This window comes from Paenibacillus xylanexedens (genome assembly GCF_007676705.1).
GTDB classification, from domain to species: domain Bacteria; phylum Bacillota; class Bacilli; order Paenibacillales; family Paenibacillaceae; genus Paenibacillus; species Paenibacillus xylanexedens_C.
In genome coordinates, this window is record NZ_VEBF01000004.1 from 298,660 (window position 1) to 317,361 (window position 18,702).

11 protein-coding genes and 1 tRNA gene are annotated in these 18,702 nt (G+C 46.5%); 10 read left to right on the forward strand and 2 right to left on the reverse strand.

Annotated features, from left to right (window positions below):
* Positions 1–36: 36 nt before the first annotated feature.
* Both FS628_RS22680 and FS628_RS32755 read left to right on the forward strand, forming a co-directional pair.
* A complete protein-coding gene (locus tag FS628_RS22680) occupies positions 37–810 on the forward strand; it encodes a class I SAM-dependent methyltransferase (RefSeq protein WP_145325246.1) in 774 nt (257 codons plus the stop codon).
* 378 nt (positions 811–1,188) lie between these two features.
* A complete protein-coding gene (locus FS628_RS32755; protein ID WP_145325247.1) occupies positions 1,189–5,202 on the forward strand; it encodes a S8 family serine peptidase in 4,014 nt (1,337 codons plus the stop codon).
* 137 nt (positions 5,203–5,339) lie between these two features.
* Here the strand turns inward: FS628_RS32755 and FS628_RS22690 are convergent, their stop codons facing one another.
* Entirely contained in the window at positions 5,340–6,569 is a 1,230-nt protein-coding gene (locus tag FS628_RS22690; protein WP_145325248.1) for a CynX/NimT family MFS transporter, read from the reverse strand.
* Positions 6,570–7,163: 594 nt separating this feature from the next.
* Positions 7,164–7,237: transfer RNA gene (locus FS628_RS22695), tRNA-Arg, on the reverse strand.
* Between the two features lie 189 nt (positions 7,238–7,426).
* Between FS628_RS22695 and FS628_RS22700 the strand changes: the two genes are divergently transcribed.
* The 8 genes from FS628_RS22700 to yihA all read left to right on the forward strand — a co-directional run bounded on the left by FS628_RS22700 (position 7,427) and on the right by yihA (position 18,492).
* Complete coding sequence (locus tag FS628_RS22700; RefSeq protein ID WP_440131303.1) at positions 7,427–8,404, forward strand: hypothetical protein; 978 nt, start codon at positions 7,427–7,429, stop codon at positions 8,402–8,404.
* Between the two features lie 138 nt (positions 8,405–8,542).
* Positions 8,543–9,883, forward strand: coding sequence for a trigger factor (gene tig, locus FS628_RS22705; RefSeq protein WP_145325249.1), 1,341 nt, complete (start codon positions 8,543–8,545; stop codon positions 9,881–9,883).
* Positions 9,884–10,261: 378 nt separating this feature from the next.
* The gene (gene clpP / locus FS628_RS22710; protein ID WP_145325250.1) at positions 10,262–10,852 is read left to right on the forward strand and encodes an ATP-dependent Clp endopeptidase proteolytic subunit ClpP; all 591 of its coding nucleotides are present in this window, start codon (positions 10,262–10,264) and stop codon (positions 10,850–10,852) included.
* A 12-nt stretch (positions 10,853–10,864) separates the two neighbouring features.
* A complete protein-coding gene (gene clpX / locus FS628_RS22715; RefSeq protein WP_145325251.1) occupies positions 10,865–12,118 on the forward strand; it encodes an ATP-dependent protease ATP-binding subunit ClpX in 1,254 nt (417 codons plus the stop codon).
* 120 nt (positions 12,119–12,238) lie between these two features.
* On the forward strand, positions 12,239–13,336 hold the full coding sequence (gene ispG / locus FS628_RS22720; protein WP_145325252.1) for a flavodoxin-dependent (E)-4-hydroxy-3-methylbut-2-enyl-diphosphate synthase: 1,098 nt from the start codon (positions 12,239–12,241) through the stop codon (positions 13,334–13,336).
* Positions 13,337–13,501: 165 nt separating this feature from the next.
* A complete protein-coding gene (gene lonB, locus FS628_RS22725) occupies positions 13,502–15,256 on the forward strand; it encodes an ATP-dependent protease LonB (protein ID WP_145325253.1) in 1,755 nt (584 codons plus the stop codon).
* A gap of 86 nt (positions 15,257–15,342) precedes the next feature.
* Positions 15,343–17,682 carry an endopeptidase La gene (gene lon, locus FS628_RS22730; protein WP_145325254.1) on the forward strand — a complete coding sequence of 780 codons (2,340 nt, stop codon included), beginning with the start codon at positions 15,343–15,345 and terminating at the stop codon, positions 17,680–17,682.
* Between the two features lie 156 nt (positions 17,683–17,838).
* The gene (gene yihA / locus FS628_RS22735) at positions 17,839–18,492 is read left to right on the forward strand and encodes a ribosome biogenesis GTP-binding protein YihA/YsxC (protein WP_145325255.1); all 654 of its coding nucleotides are present in this window, start codon (positions 17,839–17,841) and stop codon (positions 18,490–18,492) included.
* Positions 18,493–18,702: the final 210 nt, after the last annotated feature.

Genomic DNA, 18,702 nt, shown 5'->3' on the forward strand with positions numbered 1-18,702 from the left:
AATGAGGATATTAACAATGAAAGCGACGGTGGTTCCATGAAATCATTAAATCAGTGGCAGGCAGAAGAATATGACAACAAGCTGGCTTTTGTGTCCGGATACGGCAAAAACCTGATCTCCTGGCTTCAACCCCAAAAAGGGGAATACATCCTTGATCTGGGTTGCGGGACGGGGGATTTGACGTATGAAATTTCTCTGACCGAAGCTGAGGTTATTGGCATGGATGCATCGCCGGATATGATTCGCCGTGCGAGAGAGAAATTCCCTGAACTTAAGTTCGTGGAAGGAGACGGTCATCAGTTTGAGACGAATAGACCATATGATGCCGTCTTCTCCAATGCAGCCCTGCACTGGATGCGAAGTCCACGACTAGTAGTGGATAGCATATGGAAATCTTTGAAGCCCGGAGGGCGTTTTGTAGCAGAATTCGGCAGTAAAGGGAACGTGCAGATCATTGTGAATGCACTAGAGGAGGTATTGGAACGCAACACGGGGATTCGTGCATCAGAACGCAATCCGTGGTATTTTCCTTCGATCGGAGAATACAGCAATATCTTGGAACAAAGTGGATTTGTGGTGCGACAGGCCTATCACTACGACCGTCCTACCAGACTTGAAGATGGTGAGCAAGGTATAGTAGGCTGGTTGGCTCATTTTGGAGGCGACTATTTTGCAGGTTTTAGTCCTGATGAGATACAACAATTGTGTCAGGAAACCAGTCGGATTGTGATGCCTCACCTCTGGAAAGATGATGCGATATATGCTGATTACAAACGTTTGCGTATTGAAGCTGTAAAGCCAGAAAATTAAAATTTCATATTATTTAATCTCTGTTAAAGGAATTACGGTGATCTTTTATACAATAACCATCCTTCAAATTAAGACCAGGAGTCTCTTGCTAATAAAGAGGGTATGGTCTTTTTTTTGCATTATTTTAAAAATAAAATATTCAAACGACAAATAATTACAAATCGAAATTTTTATCATACTCAAGACCCATATAAGTAATTTCTATATCATATTTGTAATTATTTAGAAGGAAAATGTGGTATTTTGATAGAATAATTTACCAAGGGTCAATCATCTTGCAGATAGGCGGTGAAATTGGAGCAGGTATTGCAGTACTTGCGAACAGCAGGAACCCATCATTTGGTGAGGTACTCACATTCAAAAAGGAGGGGCATAGCCTTGAGTAAACGATTGATATCCACGTTATTAAGTGTTCTGATGGTCTTTTCCATTATCCTCCCAGCGGCTGGAGCCGCTCCCGCAGATTCAGCTATTCAACTTGAGAACATACCGAGTACGGCCGAAGCAAAACAATGGAGAGAGATTCTTGCAGGGCGAGAAGCAAAACTTGCCGCAGATCCATTTTTGGATAAAAGCTTGGAAGGCTTGGGTGGAGAAAACACCCGAGTTATCGTTGAACTTTCCAATAAACCTGTTGCAGTAGCGCAAGGCGAATCAACCCTCTCAGGCAAATCTTTTACCTCCTCTATGGAAACAAAGGCTGTGACTCAAGTTGAGCAACAACAACAGTCATTTGTACATAGCCTCACTCAGAAGAAAATCAAACATGAAGTATTGGAAGAATATGCATATGCCCTGAATGGTGTAGCGATTGAGCTTAAAGGAAACCAAGTGGGACAATTGCTTCAAATACCTGGCGTGGTCAGCGTATATCCTGACCTTGAAGTTACCATAGCGCCTGAGACAGATGAAGTGAATCCGTACATGAAAGACACAGCGCCTTTTATTGGTGCACCTGAAGTATGGGATTTGGGTTACAAAGGAAATGGCATTAAAGTCGGCGTCATTGATACAGGCATTGACTACGAACATCCTAATTTGCAAGAAGCCTACAAAGGTGGATGGGATTTTGTTGGAAACGACAATGATCCTTATGAAACAACATATCAAGAATGGAAAGGATCGGGCGAGCCTGAGCTTAACGAGCTTGGAAGCCCCTATTACACATCTCACGGTACGCACGTAGCGGGTACCGTTGCTGCTCGCGAAGCGGGGGACTACGGTATTGTTGGTGTTGCTCCTGAAGCAGATATCTATGCTTATCGTGTACTTGGACCGTATGGTAGTGGTCAAACCTCATGGGTACTCGGCGGAATTGATCGTTCTGTTCAAGATGGCATGGATGTAATCAATCTCTCGTTAGGTAACGCCGCCAACGACCCGAGTTATATCACTTCGGTTGCCCTTAACAATGCCATGCTGTCTGGCGTGACAGCGGTTGTGGCAAGTGGTAACAGTGGACCCAACCGTTATACACTCGGTTCTCCAGGTGCGTCTGCAATGGCTATTACGGTAGGTAACTCTACAGGACCTAGCCAGCTTATTACAGCTGATACTCACTTCTGGATTGGTGAGGAAGGCGAAGAGACACAACCTGAACAACAACCGGTGCCAGAGGTTGAACAATCTCCTGAACTGGGGACAGCACCTGGAACGGAAACACCAGAAGTTTCAGACCAAGGTGTACCCGCAACTGCTGATGAGGAAAGTGCAGCAGCTGTGGAGGACGCGGTTTCTGATGAAACTTTAGTTGCTGGATCAGAACAAGATGGAATTACAGCTGAAACGCCTGTCGACGCTGAAGTTCCGAATGTAGAAGAAGCTACAACGGGAGAAAATACTCCATCTGCATCACCTTCTGCACCAGTTGAAGCTTCTCCTGAAGCTACCCCTGTGGAAGAAGAGTCTGTAATTGCTCCGACTGAAGCTCCGCTGGCTATTACAGAGTCGGTCTACCGTCTGGATCTGATGGGCTGGAGCCTGTCGGCAGACCCTGAAACTGTTTTGACAGAGAAATATGAGCTTGAATATGCAGCACTGGGTAAGCCAACTGATTTCGAAGGCAAGGATTTTACGGGTAAAGTCGCATTCGTACAGCGTGGTGAACTCGCATTTGTAGAGAAAATCGCCAATGCCAAAGCGGCCGGAGCCGTAGCTGTTATTGTATATAACAACATTCCGGGTCCAATCGGTGTAAGTCTGGGCGATAACTTTGAACTCATTCCGACACTGAGTATGTCCAAGGAAGATGGAGATGTGATCAAAGCTGAGCTGGACGCAGGACAAGCCGTTGAAGTGAGCTTTAGTGATTTTGAACGTGCTCAAACTCCGGGCGATGAAATGAATTCATCCAGTTCACGTGGACCTGCAAAGGTAACGCTGGACATCAAACCGGATATTGTTGCACCAGGTACAAGCATTTTGTCTACGATTCCTGCCTACGGCAAGGATGAGCCAGATGCAGATTATGCACAAGCGTATGATCGTAAATCAGGTACAAGTATGGCTACACCTCATGTAGCAGGTTTGATTGCGTTGCTGATCGAGAAGCATCCGGACTGGACGCCATTTGATATCAAAGTTGCGCTCATGAACAATAGCAAAGTGCTGGATACGACCAAGTTTGATGTATTCGATCAGGGTGCAGGCCGTATTCAGGCTGTGAACACCATCGACCCTGCTGCTTTTGTCAAAGTGCTTGATGTTACTCAATACACGGAGAGTGGCGCAGTTGTAGAAAAGGAAAATATCACCGGAAGCATCAACTACGGTAATTTCTTGAGTACAGATGAAAAGACGATTACCAAAACGATCAAAGTTGAAGCGCTGAATGGTAGCGGTGGAGATTACACCGTAAATGTGAATCCGACTCGTAATGTCGCTGGTGTATCCGTTGCCGTAGACAAGAGTTCATTCACTTTGAATGGTGAGGAAGAACTTGCAGTGACAATCACCGTGCCCCGTGGGGTTACAGCGGTTACAGAAGCTCAGGGATACATTGAGTTGTCGAACGGAACCAACACCTCTACGGTGCCATATGTTGCTCATTTCAACGTTACGTTGACTGGCGTTAAATATATTGAGACGGTAAAAGGTACTGAAAAAAATCCATTCCACTATCCATTGAAGGCTGATGGTACATTGGATACGCTGAATGTTGCGATGGAATTCTATAATCCGATGACTTTCGCCCTGATTGAGATTTATGATGGTCTTAACCCTGAAGGTGGATACTACCAGGATGGATACATTGGCTCCATTTTTGGTAACTATTTTAATTTCAATGCAAATGCAAGATATAACCTTGCTTGGGACGGCACATATGCAGATTACACAACCGATGAAGTGACTGAGATTCCAGATGGTTTATACACGGTGGACATCACTACTATTGGTACAGACGGCAAAACCTATAAGGAAGACACTTCTCCATTTTTGGTGAAAAAGACAGCTCCGGCTGTAACTGCACCAGAAGCGTTGGAGTTCAAAGAGGATGAGTCTGCTGTCCTTAACGGTAGCGTGGAAGACTTGTACTTCCGTGTAGCTCCTGCGCTTGCCAGCGGATGGGACATCACGTTTGATCCGGCCGCTTCCCTGGAAGCAACGTATGTTGTGAAAAAAGAGGATGGTTCGGTTCAAAACGAGGGTGTTTTTGAAGTACAAGCGGATGGCAGCTTCAGCCTTCCATTGGAAGGAATCGAAGCGGGTGAATATACCGTTGAACTTACGGTGAAAGACCAACAGGGACTTTCGGGTACAGCTAATACGGTACTGAAACTGGAAGCCGTGGAGACCGAACCTGAAACTCCGGCTACCAAGGCCCCAGGCACGCCTGTACTTTCTCACAATAACTGGGTGGGCAACGGCCTACCGGAAGGCTCGTATATCGTTACCATGAACCTGTGGTGGGGCGAGAACGCAACCAGCTACAAATTATATGAAGACGGGGTTTTGGTTGATACGCAGAAGTTGACTTATAACGCGCCTTCGGCGCAGTCTGCTCAGACGAAAATCACGGGCAAAACTAACGGTACGTATACGTACGTAGCGGAGCTAACTAACGACAAGGGAACAACGCGGAGTCAGACGTTGACTGTTCGGGTTACCAACGCAACGCCAGGCAAAGCGGTTCTCTCTCAGGATAACTGGGATGGCGACGGCAATTATAAGGTGACCATGAACCTGTGGTGGGGGACGAATGCTTCTGAGTATCGTCTCTATGAAAATGATAAGTTGATCGACACGCAAGAACTCCGTGCGGTTACACCACTTGCCCAAAGTGCTGTGACGACACTGTCCGGGAAAGCTTCGGGCACGTATACGTATCGAGCTGAGTTAATTAACGCAGCCGGGGTTACCAGCACAGACACGATTACGGTAAAAGTGAAGTAAGCTTGTCCACCCAATAAGCTGATCGTTGATTAGATTATTGAAGGAACTGTTTTTCGCACAAACGGCCTCCATCCTGATTTAGCAGGATGGAGGCCGTTTCATTTTGTTTCTTTTTTGCCACATAAATGGAAGTGTGATTAACTGATTGCGCGATCTTTGCTGGCCTGGGTCCCTGCAATAAGTAACCCAATGGCAAGAATAACCTGTATCAGCAACGGAAGAGTCCATCCTTTTGTCCAGTCATGAAGCATACCGAATAGCAGAGGTCCCACGGCTGCCAGCATATATCCGTAAGACTGGGCCATACCGGACAGACTTGCAGCTTGTCTGGCATCTCTTGTGCGAAGGACGAAGAACATGGTTACCAGTCCAAACGAAGCGCCAGCGCCTATTCCTGCCAGCATGACGCCGATGGTAACGAGCGAAGGGAGTCCGCTTAACAATAAAGCATACCCGATAATTAAAGCTGAGCACGTTAACGTGGTAAGAACACGCTGGTCTCGCGTTCTGCCGGCTAAGATCGGAACGATAAAGGTAGCTGGTACGCTGACCATTTGCATCAGGGAGAGCATCCAGCCTGCAGACGTTGCGCTGAAACCTTGCTCGGCTAGAATCTCTGGTAACCAGGTGATTGTTGTATAGAATATTAAAGATTGCAGTCCCATAAACAGAGTAATGAACCAGGCCAAGGAAGAGGTCCGTAGACGTACAGGAGTCCCTTCGCTCTGAGAGGCTACAAATAACATTCGCTGTCGTCCTGCGGCGATCTGGGGGAGCCACAAGAGAAGCGCCAGTATGGACAACAGGGCCCACATGCCCAGCGAAGCGCGCCATCCCATAGATGTTGCTCCCGCTACTGGCACGCTAACCCCTGAGGCGATGGCGCCAAATATGTTCATGGATACAGAGTATAATCCGGTTACGATACCCACCCGCAATGGAAAATCACGTTTGATCAAACTTGGCAAGAGAACGTTGCTTAATGCAATGCCGCATCCCAAAATTGCGGTTCCTGCATATAAAGCCAGGACAGAAGGGGATAAACGTAAGGCCACCCCTAGAGTTACGATGATAATTGCGATCAGCAAGGCTGATTCGAGTCCTAAACGTTTGGCGAGACGTGGTGCAAAAGGAGAGACTGCTGCAAAAGCGAGCAAAGGGAGCGAGGTCAGAAGCCCTGCCATCGTATGGCCAATGCCCGTATCCGAGCGGATCATCTCCACGACGGGTCCGGTTGCCGTGATCGGTGATCTCATGGTAGCGGCAATGACCATAATGCCTGCTAATAACAGGCCGAATCTTTTGGATGCCGAAGAATGTTCTCCTTCGGCAAGAATAGATGATTGTTGCTGTATTGAAGATGGCATGATAAAATCTCCTGTTTTCTAATAAGTTGATATGTATGGATTGTTACATTATCCACTTCACAAGCATAACATTCTGTGTCAACATCGACCAATGAAATGAAAAATAAACCCCACAGAACGCAAGTGATCTGACGAAACATCGGGGTTATCATCCCCAAAACGCAAAAGAAGCTTCCCGAAGGAAGCTTTTTTAATAGGTACCGGGAGGGATGCTCTCCTTGCAGTCGAGACTGCGAAGTAGCGCTAACGAAGCGAATGCTCCGACGAACCGTTGGGGTTCTCATCCCCAGAACGCAAAAAAACTTCCCAAAGGAAGTTTTCTTTTTATACGTCCCAGGAGGGATACTCTCCTTGCAGTCGAGACTGCGAAGTAGCGCTAACGAAGCGAATGCTCCGACGAACCGTTGGGGTTCTCATCCCCAGAACGCAAAAAAAACTTCCCAAAGGAAGTTTTCTTTTTATACGTCCCAGGAGGGATACTCTCCTTGCAGTCGAGACTGCGAAGTAGTGCTAACGAAGCGAATGCTCTGACGAACCGTTGGGGTTCTCTTCCCTTGAACGCAAAAAAACTTCCCGAAGGAAGTTTTCTTTTTACGTCCCAGGAGGGATTCGAACCCCCGACCGACGCCTTAGAAGGGCGTTGCTCTATCCAGCTGAGCTACTGAGACATGAATTTTTTCAAGCAAAATTGATTTTATCATATGCAAACAGGAATATCAAGCATTTTATTTTAATATGTTTTTCATATATGATATTTGGCGGCAGTAACGTTTTTTTCATTATATTTAAGGTTATGTTAGAATATCAGGAGAACTCAGAAAATAGATCGACAATCGTTTTAATATATACATCTATTTATGTTGATTCCGACTGGAGATTCAGGATATAGAGGAGGTGCTCCCATTAAGGAATCCACGACCCCGGAGACCGAGCACAACAACAATATTGTGCTGTTTCCTAAGACGCTGGACTATTACCAGATTCAATTGACAGTGATGCTTGAAAATGAACGGTATGGTGAAGCGATGAAATTGCTTCACTTTTTGCTGCAATGTCAGGGACAGGAAGAACGCCATTATGATGAATGGCGGGCCTTGCTCGAATGGCTTCAGGCTGCGTTCCCTCATTATGAAGAGACCTCGCCAGCCGTTAATGAAGAACGGGAAGAGGAAGAGATCAGTGAGGAAGATATGGCGCGGCAGCACGCCCGTTTGAAGCTTGAACAGGATGATGGTTATGCAGATAAGATGCTTCGCACTGTTATGGAAGAACCGTTGTCTGAACAGACGATGCTGGCTTTGGAGCAGCTGGCCTATCTTGATCTGCCGAAGATTGATGAGGCACTTACGAGTTGGTTAAAAGAGAAGTCGCTTCACCCTTTGCTTCAATTTCGGGTGCTGCAAACCTTGCGTCGCCGAGGCGTTCAAGGTATGATCCTGTTTACGAGAGGCGAAGAGCAGGTTGAAGTCGAGATTGATACCGTGCCTCTTAAACCAGAGGAATTCCCGCTCCAGATCGTTCAGATTCTGGAACGAGTGGCAGATCAGACGGAGGTTCATGAACCTACGCTCTTTTATTTTGCCCAGGAGTTATGGATACAATATGTCATGGCCGTGTATGGAACTCGTGATTATGTATCCATGTTGGAAGAAAATGATTCCATGACAGATATATGGGCAGCAGCTCTACATATGACCGTTGCAGACAGTCTGGGTGGCTCGCATGATGAGGAAAATACTCGCTCAATGTATGCTGTGACAGGGGCAATGCGCTTTCGGCTGGAGCAGGCTTATCGTTCCATGAAGCAGTTTGTATCTGCCGGATTGGATGGTTAATAGAGGCCGGAAACGTTTTCCTTAAACCGTATCAAGGGATTCCCCTTGAAAAAGAATCTAATCTTGTTTATACTAAAATGGTTATTTTGTACGTGATTGCCTACGTGAACATGTGAATTTTGGAGGGGAAAGTATACAATGAAAGCAACTTGGGAAAAGATAGAGAAGAACCTTGGGGTTCTTGAGGTTGAAGTGGATGCGGATCGTGTAACTGCAGCACTCGACAAAGCTTTTAATAAAGTGGTAAAACAAGCAAACGTACCTGGATTCCGTAAAGGTAAAGTACCACGTTCAATCTTTGAAGCTCGTTTTGGTGTAGAGAGCCTTTATCAAGAAGCAATCGACATTTTGCTTCCTGAAGCCTATACAGAAGCAATCGACCAAACGGATATTTTCCCGGTTGATCGTCCTGACGTAGATGTTGAACAGTTCGCTAAAGGACAAACATTCAAGTTCAAAGCAAAAGTAACTGTGAAACCTGAAGTTACCCTGGGTGACTACAAAGGAATCGAAGTTGCTGTAGCAAAAGGTGAAGTAACTGACGTAGAAGTGACTGAAGAACTTGAGCGTCTTCAACAACGTCACGCAGAACTCGTTGTAATCGACGAAGGTTCCGCTGCAAACGGCGACGTTGCAGTAATCGACTTCGACGGTTCCGTTGATGGTGTACCTTTCGAAGGTGGACAAGCTGAGCGTTATTCCCTGGAACTGGGTTCTAACACATTCATTCCTGGTTTTGAAGAGCAAGTTGTGGGTCTTTCCACAGGCGACTTCAAAGACGTAGAAGTGACTTTCCCAGAGAGCTACCATGCAGCAGAACTTGCTGGCAAACAAGCGGTATTCAAAGTGAAAATTCACGAAATCAAACGCAAACAACTTCCTGCATTGGATGATGAGTTTGCTAAAGATGTTAGCGAATTCGACACTCTGGAAGAGTACAAAGCTGACCTGAAAACACAATTGGAAACCCGTAAAGCTGACGAAGCCAAAGCTGCTCAAGAAAATGCAGTGGTAGAAAAAGTGGCTGAGAACGCTGAAGTGGACATTCCTTCTGCAATGGTAGAGAGCGAAGTACAGAACATGATGCGTGATTTCGACAACCGTCTGCGCAACCAAGGTATGAACCTTGAAATGTTCCTGAGCTTCTCCGGCCAGACTCAAGCTGACCTGAGAGGACAAATGCAAGAAGATGCTTCCAAACGTGTTCGCAACAACCTGGTGCTTGAAGCTGTAGGTAAAGCGGAAAACATTGAAGTATCTGACGAAGAAGTGAATCAAGAACTCGAAAAAATGGCTGAATCTTACAAGCGTCCTGCTGATGAGATCCGTGGCATCCTCGAGGGTAATGGTTCCCTGGACAGCCTTCGCGATGAAGTTAAACTACGTAAAACGATTGACGTTCTTGTTGAGAACAGCACAGTTGTTGAACCGGTAGAAGCTCCAGCTGAAGAAGTTGTTGCAGAAGCTGACGGAAAATAAGACAAGCTGTCTTGAATTAGACAGTTGAATAAATGATAAGGCACGTGAGTTATTGCGTGCCTTATTTTTAAATTGTGACATCCATTTTATAGAAAATGAAGTAATAATATGGGTGGTTACTAATTTTATTGATCGGTGTACACCTTTCACATACCTATGTACTTCATGCAAATAAAAAATGACAAGACGGCATAGGATGGCTCCAATTTGCACATACATAGAAAACATGGTTAAATATGATCAGGCTAAAAAGTAAACCAACTGATGTCTGACGCCTCTTGTGAAAAATGACATTGTCACAGGAAAGTGTTAGAATGAATTTGGGTTTGCTTTACAGGTGGCCTATGTCTAATTACATGTAGAAAAGAGGTTGGTCTCATGAGTCTGGTGCCAATGGTTATAGAACAAACCAATCGAGGCGAGCGGTCTTACGATATATATTCGCGTTTGCTGAAGGATCGCATTATCTTTCTAACCAGTGCGATTGATGACGATGTAGCCAATCTTGTCATAGCACAGCTTCTGTTTTTGGCAGCCGACGATCCTGAGAAGGATATCAGCTTGTACATTAATTCACCTGGTGGTTCTGTCACCGCAGGGATGGGTATATACGATACGATGCAATTTATCAAGCCGGATGTATCTACCATTTGCGTAGGGATGGCGGCAAGCATGGGCTCTTTATTGCTGACAGCTGGTGCACCCGGCAAGAGATATGCGCTGACAAACAGCGAAGTGATGATTCATCAGCCGCTTGGCGGCATTCAAGGACAGGCTGCGGATATTAAGATACACGCAGAATGGATTATTAAAACACGTCAGAAACTGAATCAAATATACGTCGATCGTACGGGTCAGTCTCTTGAGAAAATTGAGCGGGATACAGACCGTGACTTCTTCATGAGCGCTGACGAAGCCAAGGCGTACGGTATTATTGACCAGGTGCTCAGTAGACCGATCAATTCCTAAAGGGGTGGTTTCATGTTTAAATTTAACGATGAGAAAGGGCAACTGAAATGCTCTTTTTGCGGTAAATCTCAGGAACAGGTACGTAAGCTGGTCGCTGGACCAGGCGTTTACATTTGTGATGAATGTATCGAACTTTGCACCGAAATCGTTGAGGAAGAACTCGGTCATGATGAAGAAGTAGACCTCAAAGATATTCCAAAACCGAAAGAAATTCGTAATATCCTGGATCAATATGTTATTGGACAGGAGCAAGCGAAGAAGTCATTGTCTGTTGCGGTGTACAATCACTACAAACGGATCAACACACAAAGCAAGATTGAAGATGTTGAACTGTCGAAGAGTAATATTTTGCTGTTAGGACCTACGGGTTCTGGTAAAACGTTGCTTGCGCAAACGATGGCCAAAATTCTGAATGTACCTTTTGCTATTGCTGATGCTACTTCATTAACGGAAGCGGGTTATGTTGGTGAGGATGTAGAGAACATTCTGCTCAAGCTGATCCAGGCTGCTGATTATGATGTGGAAAAAGCAGAGCGTGGCATTATTTATATCGATGAGATTGATAAAGTAGCACGTAAATCCGAGAACCCATCCATTACTCGTGATGTATCGGGTGAAGGTGTTCAACAAGCACTCTTGAAAATTCTTGAAGGAACCGTGGCTTCTGTACCACCACAAGGTGGTCGTAAACACCCTCATCAAGAATTTATTCAGATCGATACAACGAATATCCTGTTCATTTGTGGCGGTGCCTTTGATGGTCTGGAGCAAATGATCAAACGCCGGATCGGTAAAAAAGTCATTGGCTTCAATACCGTTACTGAGCAAAAAGATCTGAAACCAGGTGAATACCTGGGCATGGTATTGCCGGAGGACTTGCTGAAATTCGGTTTGATCCCGGAATTTGTAGGCCGTTTGCCAGTCATCTCCACTTTGGAGCCGCTGGATGAAGATACGTTGGTACGGATTCTTTCCGAACCGAAAAACGCGCTTACCAAACAGTACCAAAAATTGCTTGAGCTGGACAATGTCAATCTGGTATTTGAACCAGCTGCATTGCTCGCGATTGCAAAAGAAGCAATCAAACGTAACACAGGTGCACGTGGATTGCGTGCCATCATTGAAGGCATCATGCTTGAAATCATGTATGAAGTGCCTTCACGTGAAGATGTTACGAACTGTGTGATTACCGAAGAAGTGGTTGAGAAAAGAGTTGTGCCTGAACTAAGCCAATCAAAGGACGATAAGCAGGAAGAAAGCGCCTAATCAAGGCCTGAATCCCGTTGAACTCTGAAATATAGACTTGTCAGTTCTCCACTTTGGCAGAAGGCGAATTTATGTCTCTGTCAGGGTGGAGCTTTGACGTTGTGGGGAGAGAAATCACTCATGTATTTAAGACAAGATACACGTCCCGTAAAAGTCGGGAACGTAACGATTGGTGGCAGCAACGAAGTCATTATCCAGAGTATGTGTACGACCAAAACGGCAGATGTTGAGGCGACGGTTGCAGAGATTCTGCGACTGGAAGAAGCCGGCTGTCAGGTGGTACGTGTAACGGTAAATAATGAGGAAGCCGCTGCAGCCATTAAGGAAATCAAGAAACGTATTAACATACCGCTCGTAGCGGACATTCACTTTAACTATAAGCTGGCTTTGCTTGCGATTGAGAATGGCATTGATAAAGTACGGATTAATCCGGGTAATATCGGTAAACGTTCCAAAGTGGAAGAAGTCGTAAAGGCATGTAAAGAGCGTGGTATTCCAATTCGTATCGGGGTAAACGCCGGTTCCCTGGAGAACCATCTTCTTGATAAGTATGGGTATCCTACGGCGGATGCTATGGTCGAAAGTGCATTGTATCACATTGGTATTCTGGAAGAGCTTGATTTCCATGATATCATCGTGTCTCTCAAAGCATCGGATGTACCAATGGCGATTGAAGCTTATACCAAAGCAGCTCAAATTATTCCGTATCCGTTGCATCTTGGGATTACCGAAGCAGGCACATTGTTCTCCGGTACAATCAAAAGCTCCGCAGGTATGGGTGCCTTACTGTCGATGGGGATTGGTTCAACGATGCGGATCTCGCTGAGTGCGGACCCGGTGGAAGAAATCAAGGTTGCTCGTGATCTGCTCAAAACCTTTGGTCTTATTACGAATGCAGCTACATTGATCTCCTGCCCAACGTGTGGGCGTTTGGACATCGACCTGTTCTCCATTGCCAACGAAGTAGAAGAGTATATCTCCAAACTGAAGGTGCCGATTAAAGTATCAGTGCTGGGTTGTGCAGTGAATGGTCCAGGTGAGGCGAAAGAAGCGGATATCGGGATTGCCGGTGCTCGTGGAGAAGGTCTCTTGTTCCGTCACGGTAAGATGATTCGTAAAGTGCCTGAGGAAATTATGGTTGAAGAATTGAAAAAAGAGATCGACAAAATCGTCGAAACCTATGAAGAGACAGGTGTTATTCCTGGTCGTTCGCACTGATTGATTCATATCTTGTTTCTGTAACAGCCTGCCAGCAATGGTGGGCTTTTTATTTTCTCGCAGACAAATTCCGCATCGCCCGTTTACGTCGCGTTGAAAAGGCTATACTACCAAGTATTAGCATGATCTCATATGAGAATAGCGACAATAGGAGGATGTGAAGACATGGAATTTGGTATGGTCATCATGTTGATTCAGTTATTTTTTGGAGTGGTGATTGGTTTGTATTTCTGGAACCTGCTACGTGGCCAGAAAACGAACCGCAGTGCCGTTGAGCGAGAATCTCGCAAGGAACTGGAGAAGCTGCGTAAGCTGCGTTCAATCTCACTCACCAAGCCGTTGTCGGAGAAGACGCGTCCGGCTACTATTAACGATATCGTTGGGCAAAAAGATGGACTGCGTGCCCTTAAGGCTGCTTTATGCAGTGCGAATCCGCAACATGTTATCATTTATGGCCCTCCGGGAGTCGGGAAGACAGCCGCTGCAAGGGTCGTGTTGGAAGAGGCTAAGAAGAACCCATCTTCGCCATTTAAGCCAGATGCCAAATTCACAGAGCTGGATGCAACAACAGCCCGTTTTGATGAGCGTGGGATTGCGGACCCCTTAATTGGTTCGGTCCATGATCCGATATATCAGGGAGCAGGGGCCATGGGTGTTGCAGGGATTCCTCAACCCAAACCGGGCGCTGTAACAAAAGCGCATGGGGGAATGCTTTTTATTGATGAGATTGGTGAATTGCATTCCATTCAGATGAATAAGCTGTTGAAAGTGCTGGAGGATCGCAAGGTGTTTTTGGAGAGTGCGTACTATAACTCGGAAGACACGCATACTCCTGCTTATATCCACGATATTTTTCAAAATGGCCTGCCGGCCGATTTCCGCCTTGTTGGAGCAACGACACGTTCACCTCATGAGCTACCGCCAGCTTTGCGTTCGCGGTGCATGGAAGTCTATTTCCGTCCTCTATTACCTGAGGAGATCGGGCGAATTGCCGAAGACGCTGTTCAGAAAATAGGGTTCAGCCCATGTCCGGATGCCGTCGATGTGGTCAAGCGATATGCAACCAATGGACGTGAAGCAGTCAATATCATCCAACTGGCTGCGGGACTTGCGCTGACAGAGAAACGTGAGACGCTGCAGGCGTCTGATGTGGAGTGGGTGGCAGGTAGCAGCCAGATTCAGCCACGACCTGATCGTAAGGTCCCTTCGCAGCCACAGGTGGGGTTTGTTAACGGCTTGGCGGTATATGGACCGAACATGGGAACCATTTTGGAGATCGAAGTATCTGCTGTTCCGGCTCTCAAAGATCAAGGCCGAATCAACATTACAGGCGTTGTGGATGAAGAAGAGATTGGAGGCGGTTCGCGTACACTCCGGCGAAAAAGTATGGCTAAAGGCTCGGTTGAAAATGTGTTAACCGTATTAAAAGCCATGGGGATTCGTCCGAATGATTACGATTTACACGTGAATTTCCCAGGTGGGACGCCTATTGATGGTCCATCGGCAGGGATTGCCATGGCGACTGCCATTACATCAGCCATTCAGGGACGCCCTGTGGATCATGAGACAGCGATGACTGGCGAGATCAGCATCCATGGTCGGGTCAAGCCAATTGGTGGCGTACTGGCCAAGGTGGAGGCTGCATTTCAGGCAGGAGCGAAGACCGTTATTATTCCGGCGGAGAACTGGCAGTCCATTTTTGAGAATCTGGAGGGCTTGCGCGTGATTCCGGTAGATACGGTACAGGATGTATTCCGTGAAGTGTTTGCCTGGGTTCCAGAGTCGCAAAAGGTGGAACAAACGAAGCTTGCAGAGGAGACAATTGCACCTGCACCGGAGATTTTTCCACCGGCATCTGCTTCCTATTTACGTGCTGACGTGCCTCGCCCAGGACAGGTTACAGATTCGGGAAGCTGCTAAGCGCTTCCCTTCATTGGTTTTTTATGTGAACATTTGATAGAATAATGAATGACTACAACCTGAGAGCCATTGGAGGTGCGAAAGCGATGGGACCGAGCAAAGCGAAAGGTCGTCGTTTTCCTTTACTGCCTTTAAGAGGACTTCTCGTCTACCCGAGTATGGTACTGCATCTCGATGTGGGCCGAGAGAAATCGGTCAAGGCTTTAGAAAAAGCGATGGTAGAAGAACATTTGATTCTCCTATGTTCCCAAGCTGAAGTAAATATTGAAGAACCAACACAAGAGGACATTTTCAGAATCGGAACCGTGGCCAAGGTCAGACAGATGCTGAAGCTTCCGAACGGTACGATTCGTGTACTCGTGGAAGGCTTGGAACGGGCTGAAATTATTGAATATACGGACAACGAGGAATATTACGAAGTACTGGCACAAGAACTGCCTGAAGAGGAGAATACTCATCCGGAGACGGATGCCTTGATGCGTACCGTTCTGAACCAGTTCGAGAATTATATTAATCTGTCCAAAAAAGTTACACCAGAGACACTTGCGGCTGTGTCTGATATTGAAGAACCGGGACGCCTGGCTGATGTCATCACGAGTCACCTTTCCCTGAAGATCAAGGATAAACAGGAAATTCTGGAGACCATTGATGTTCGGGAACGTCTGGAGAAATTGCTGGATATTCTGAATAACGAACGCGAAGTGCTGGAGCTTGAACGCAAGATCAGCCAACGTGTGAAGAAACAGATGGAGAAAACGCAAAAGGAATATTATCTGCGCGAGCAGATGAAAGCGATCCAGAAAGAACTGGGTGAAAAAGAAGGCCGTGCAGGCGAGGTTGAGGAACTTCGTAATCAGATGGAAGAACTCGGCTTGCCGGACAAGGTGAAGGAGAAGGTCGAGAAAGAAATTGATCGACTGGAGAAAATGCCAGCAAGTTCAGCTGAGGGTGGAGTCATTCGCAACTACGTGGATTGGCTGCTCGCCCTTCCTTGGAGCCAGATGACAGCAGATGATCTGGATATTCAAAAAGCCGAGGATGTACTCAATGCAGATCACTACGGGCTCGAAAAGCCCAAAGAGCGTGTGCTTGAATATCTGGCTGTTCAGAAGCTCGTCAAGAAGCTCAAAGGGCCGATTCTCTGTCTGGTTGGACCTCCAGGGGTTGGTAAAACATCACTTGCCCGTTCGATCGCGAGATCGCTGGGCCGGGAGTTTGTAAGAATCTCTCTTGGCGGCGTGCGTGATGAAGCCGAGATTCGTGGGCACCGACGCACCTATGTGGGAGCCATGCCTGGTCGTATCATCCAGGGGATGAAAACGGCAGGTTCACTCAATCCGGTATTCCTGCTGGACGAGATAGATAAGATGGCTTCAGACTTCCGCGGAGATCCCTCTGCAGCGCTACTTGAAGTGCTGGATCCTGAACAAAATAATACGTTTAGTGATCACTTTGTCGAATTGCCGTTTGACTTATCCAACGTTATGTTTGTAACCACTGCCAATACAGTGCACAACATTCCGCGTCCATTACTGGATCGGATGGAAATGCTCAACATCCCAGGTTACACGGAGCTGGAGAAGCTGCAAATTGCGAAAAATTATTTGCTGCCCAAGCAGAAGCAGGACCATGGTCTGGAAGAAGAGCAACTGGAAATTCCGGATGATGCGCTCTTGCGTGTCATTCGTGAATATACACGGGAGTCAGGTGTGCGTAACTTGGAACAGCAGATGGCTTCGTTGTGCCGGAAAGCAGCCAAGAACATCGTATCTGGTGTGGAAGGTCAGATCAACATCACATCAGATGAGGTCAAAGACTACCTTGGACCTGGTAAATTCCGTTATGGCATGGCCGAACTGGAAGATCAGATTGGTACCGTAACGGGTCTTGCGTGGACTGAAGTGGGTGGAGATACCCTTGTCATTGAAGTGACTGTTGTACCAGGAACAGGGAAGTTGACCCTGACAGGTAAACTGGGTGATGTCATGAAGGAATCGGCTCAAGCCGCATTCAGCTACACCCGTTCCAAAGCTACACAGCTCGGGATTTCGCCTGACTTCCATGAGAAAAACGACATTCACATCCACGTTCCGGAAGGAGCCATTCCGAAGGATGGTCCATCCGCTGGGATTACGATGGCAACAGCGTTAATCTCAGCACTGACGAACAAACATGTGTCCAAGGATATCGCCATGACCGGTGAAATAACGTTGCGTGGACGTGTACTGCCGATTGGTGGTCTGAAAGAGAAATCACTGGCAGCCCATCGTGCCGGCTATAAAAAAATATTATTGCCCAAGGATAACGAACGTGACCTGCGTGACATTCCAGACAGCATCAAGGAAGATGTGGAATTTGTCCCTGTAGCCCATATGGATCAGGTATTGCAGCATGCACTTGTTGAGCAGGCAGGCATTAACCTGTAATCCACGTATCCGAAAGGTTCGTATGAAGAGTAGACCGTTCTGCGGAGGCTTCGGCGTCCGCTGGAACGGTTTTTTTGGTATGATAGAACAATCCATGGCATAATACCATCAACAGGTTATGCATAGCACAAGCGTTCAAGAGAGGAAAGATACAATATGAAAGTAAATCAATCTGAATTTATTATCAGTGCCGTTCGGCCTGAACAATATCCTGAGGATGGTCTGCCAGAGATTGCTTTGGCGGGGCGCTCCAATGTGGGAAAATCATCCCTGATCAACCGTTTGATTAATCGTAAAAATCTGGCTCGGACAAGTTCAACACCGGGTAAGACACAGCAACTGAACTACTATAAGATTAATCAGGATCTCTACTTTGTCGATTTTCCGGGATATGGCTACGCCAAAGTTTCTAAAGAACAGCGCTTTGCCTGGGGCAAAATGATGGAGAAATACTTGTTGGGACGCGAAGAATTGAAACTGGTTATGCAGATGGTGGATATGAGACATGAGCCATCGAAGGATGACAAGATGATGAATGAATGGCTTCGTCATAACGGATTGCCTTTGGTTGTTGTTGCCACCAAGATGGACAAGATTCCAAAAACACGCAGAGCCAAACATATCAAAGTCATTAAGGAATCACTGGGTCTTCGTTCAGGGGATCTGTTTGTACCCTTCTCATCGGAAGAAGGATTGGGCAAGGAAGAGTTATGGGACATCATTACCCGTCATGCACGCATAGATAAGTATGCACCAGAAGTACTGGAAGCAGAGGGCGCAGCGGATGAGGAAGAAAATAACGAAAATTAACGGATGACCGAGATAGTATACCGTTTTAGTGCGGGAAAGTGAGCATGCTAAGTGAATCTTTGATGAGATCAAGGATTAGTCCGGTTTTTATGGGATTTCGTGAGAATTCATCATGTGGGCCCGGAGCAAAATAGCGTTATGGTAGTGTATAATGAGCATAGGCGCATGTTGCCAACAGTACCAAAATACCGGCGTCGCCGGCCTGAAGAA

Bases quoted from the DNA above. Each gene is read 5' to 3' on its own strand.
- FS628_RS22700 (WP_440131303.1), top strand. From the start codon at position 7,427: ATGTTGATTCCGACTGGAGATTCAGGATATAGAGGAGGTGCTCCCATT.
- FS628_RS22680 (WP_145325246.1), top strand. From the start codon at position 37: ATGAAATCATTAAATCAGTGGCAGGCAGAAGAATATGACAACAAGCTG.
- clpP (WP_145325250.1), top strand. From the start codon at position 10,262: ATGAGTCTGGTGCCAATGGTTATAGAACAAACCAATCGAGGCGAGCGG.
- ispG (WP_145325252.1), top strand. From the start codon at position 12,239: ATGTATTTAAGACAAGATACACGTCCCGTAAAAGTCGGGAACGTAACG.
- clpX (WP_145325251.1), top strand. From the start codon at position 10,865: ATGTTTAAATTTAACGATGAGAAAGGGCAACTGAAATGCTCTTTTTGC.
- FS628_RS22690 (WP_145325248.1), bottom strand. From the start codon at position 6,569: ATGCCATCTTCAATACAGCAACAATCATCTATTCTTGCCGAAGGAGAA.
- tig (WP_145325249.1), top strand. From the start codon at position 8,543: ATGAAAGCAACTTGGGAAAAGATAGAGAAGAACCTTGGGGTTCTTGAG.
- lonB (WP_145325253.1), top strand. From the start codon at position 13,502: ATGGAATTTGGTATGGTCATCATGTTGATTCAGTTATTTTTTGGAGTG.
- yihA (WP_145325255.1), top strand. From the start codon at position 17,839: ATGAAAGTAAATCAATCTGAATTTATTATCAGTGCCGTTCGGCCTGAA.
- lon (WP_145325254.1), top strand. From the start codon at position 15,343: ATGGGACCGAGCAAAGCGAAAGGTCGTCGTTTTCCTTTACTGCCTTTA.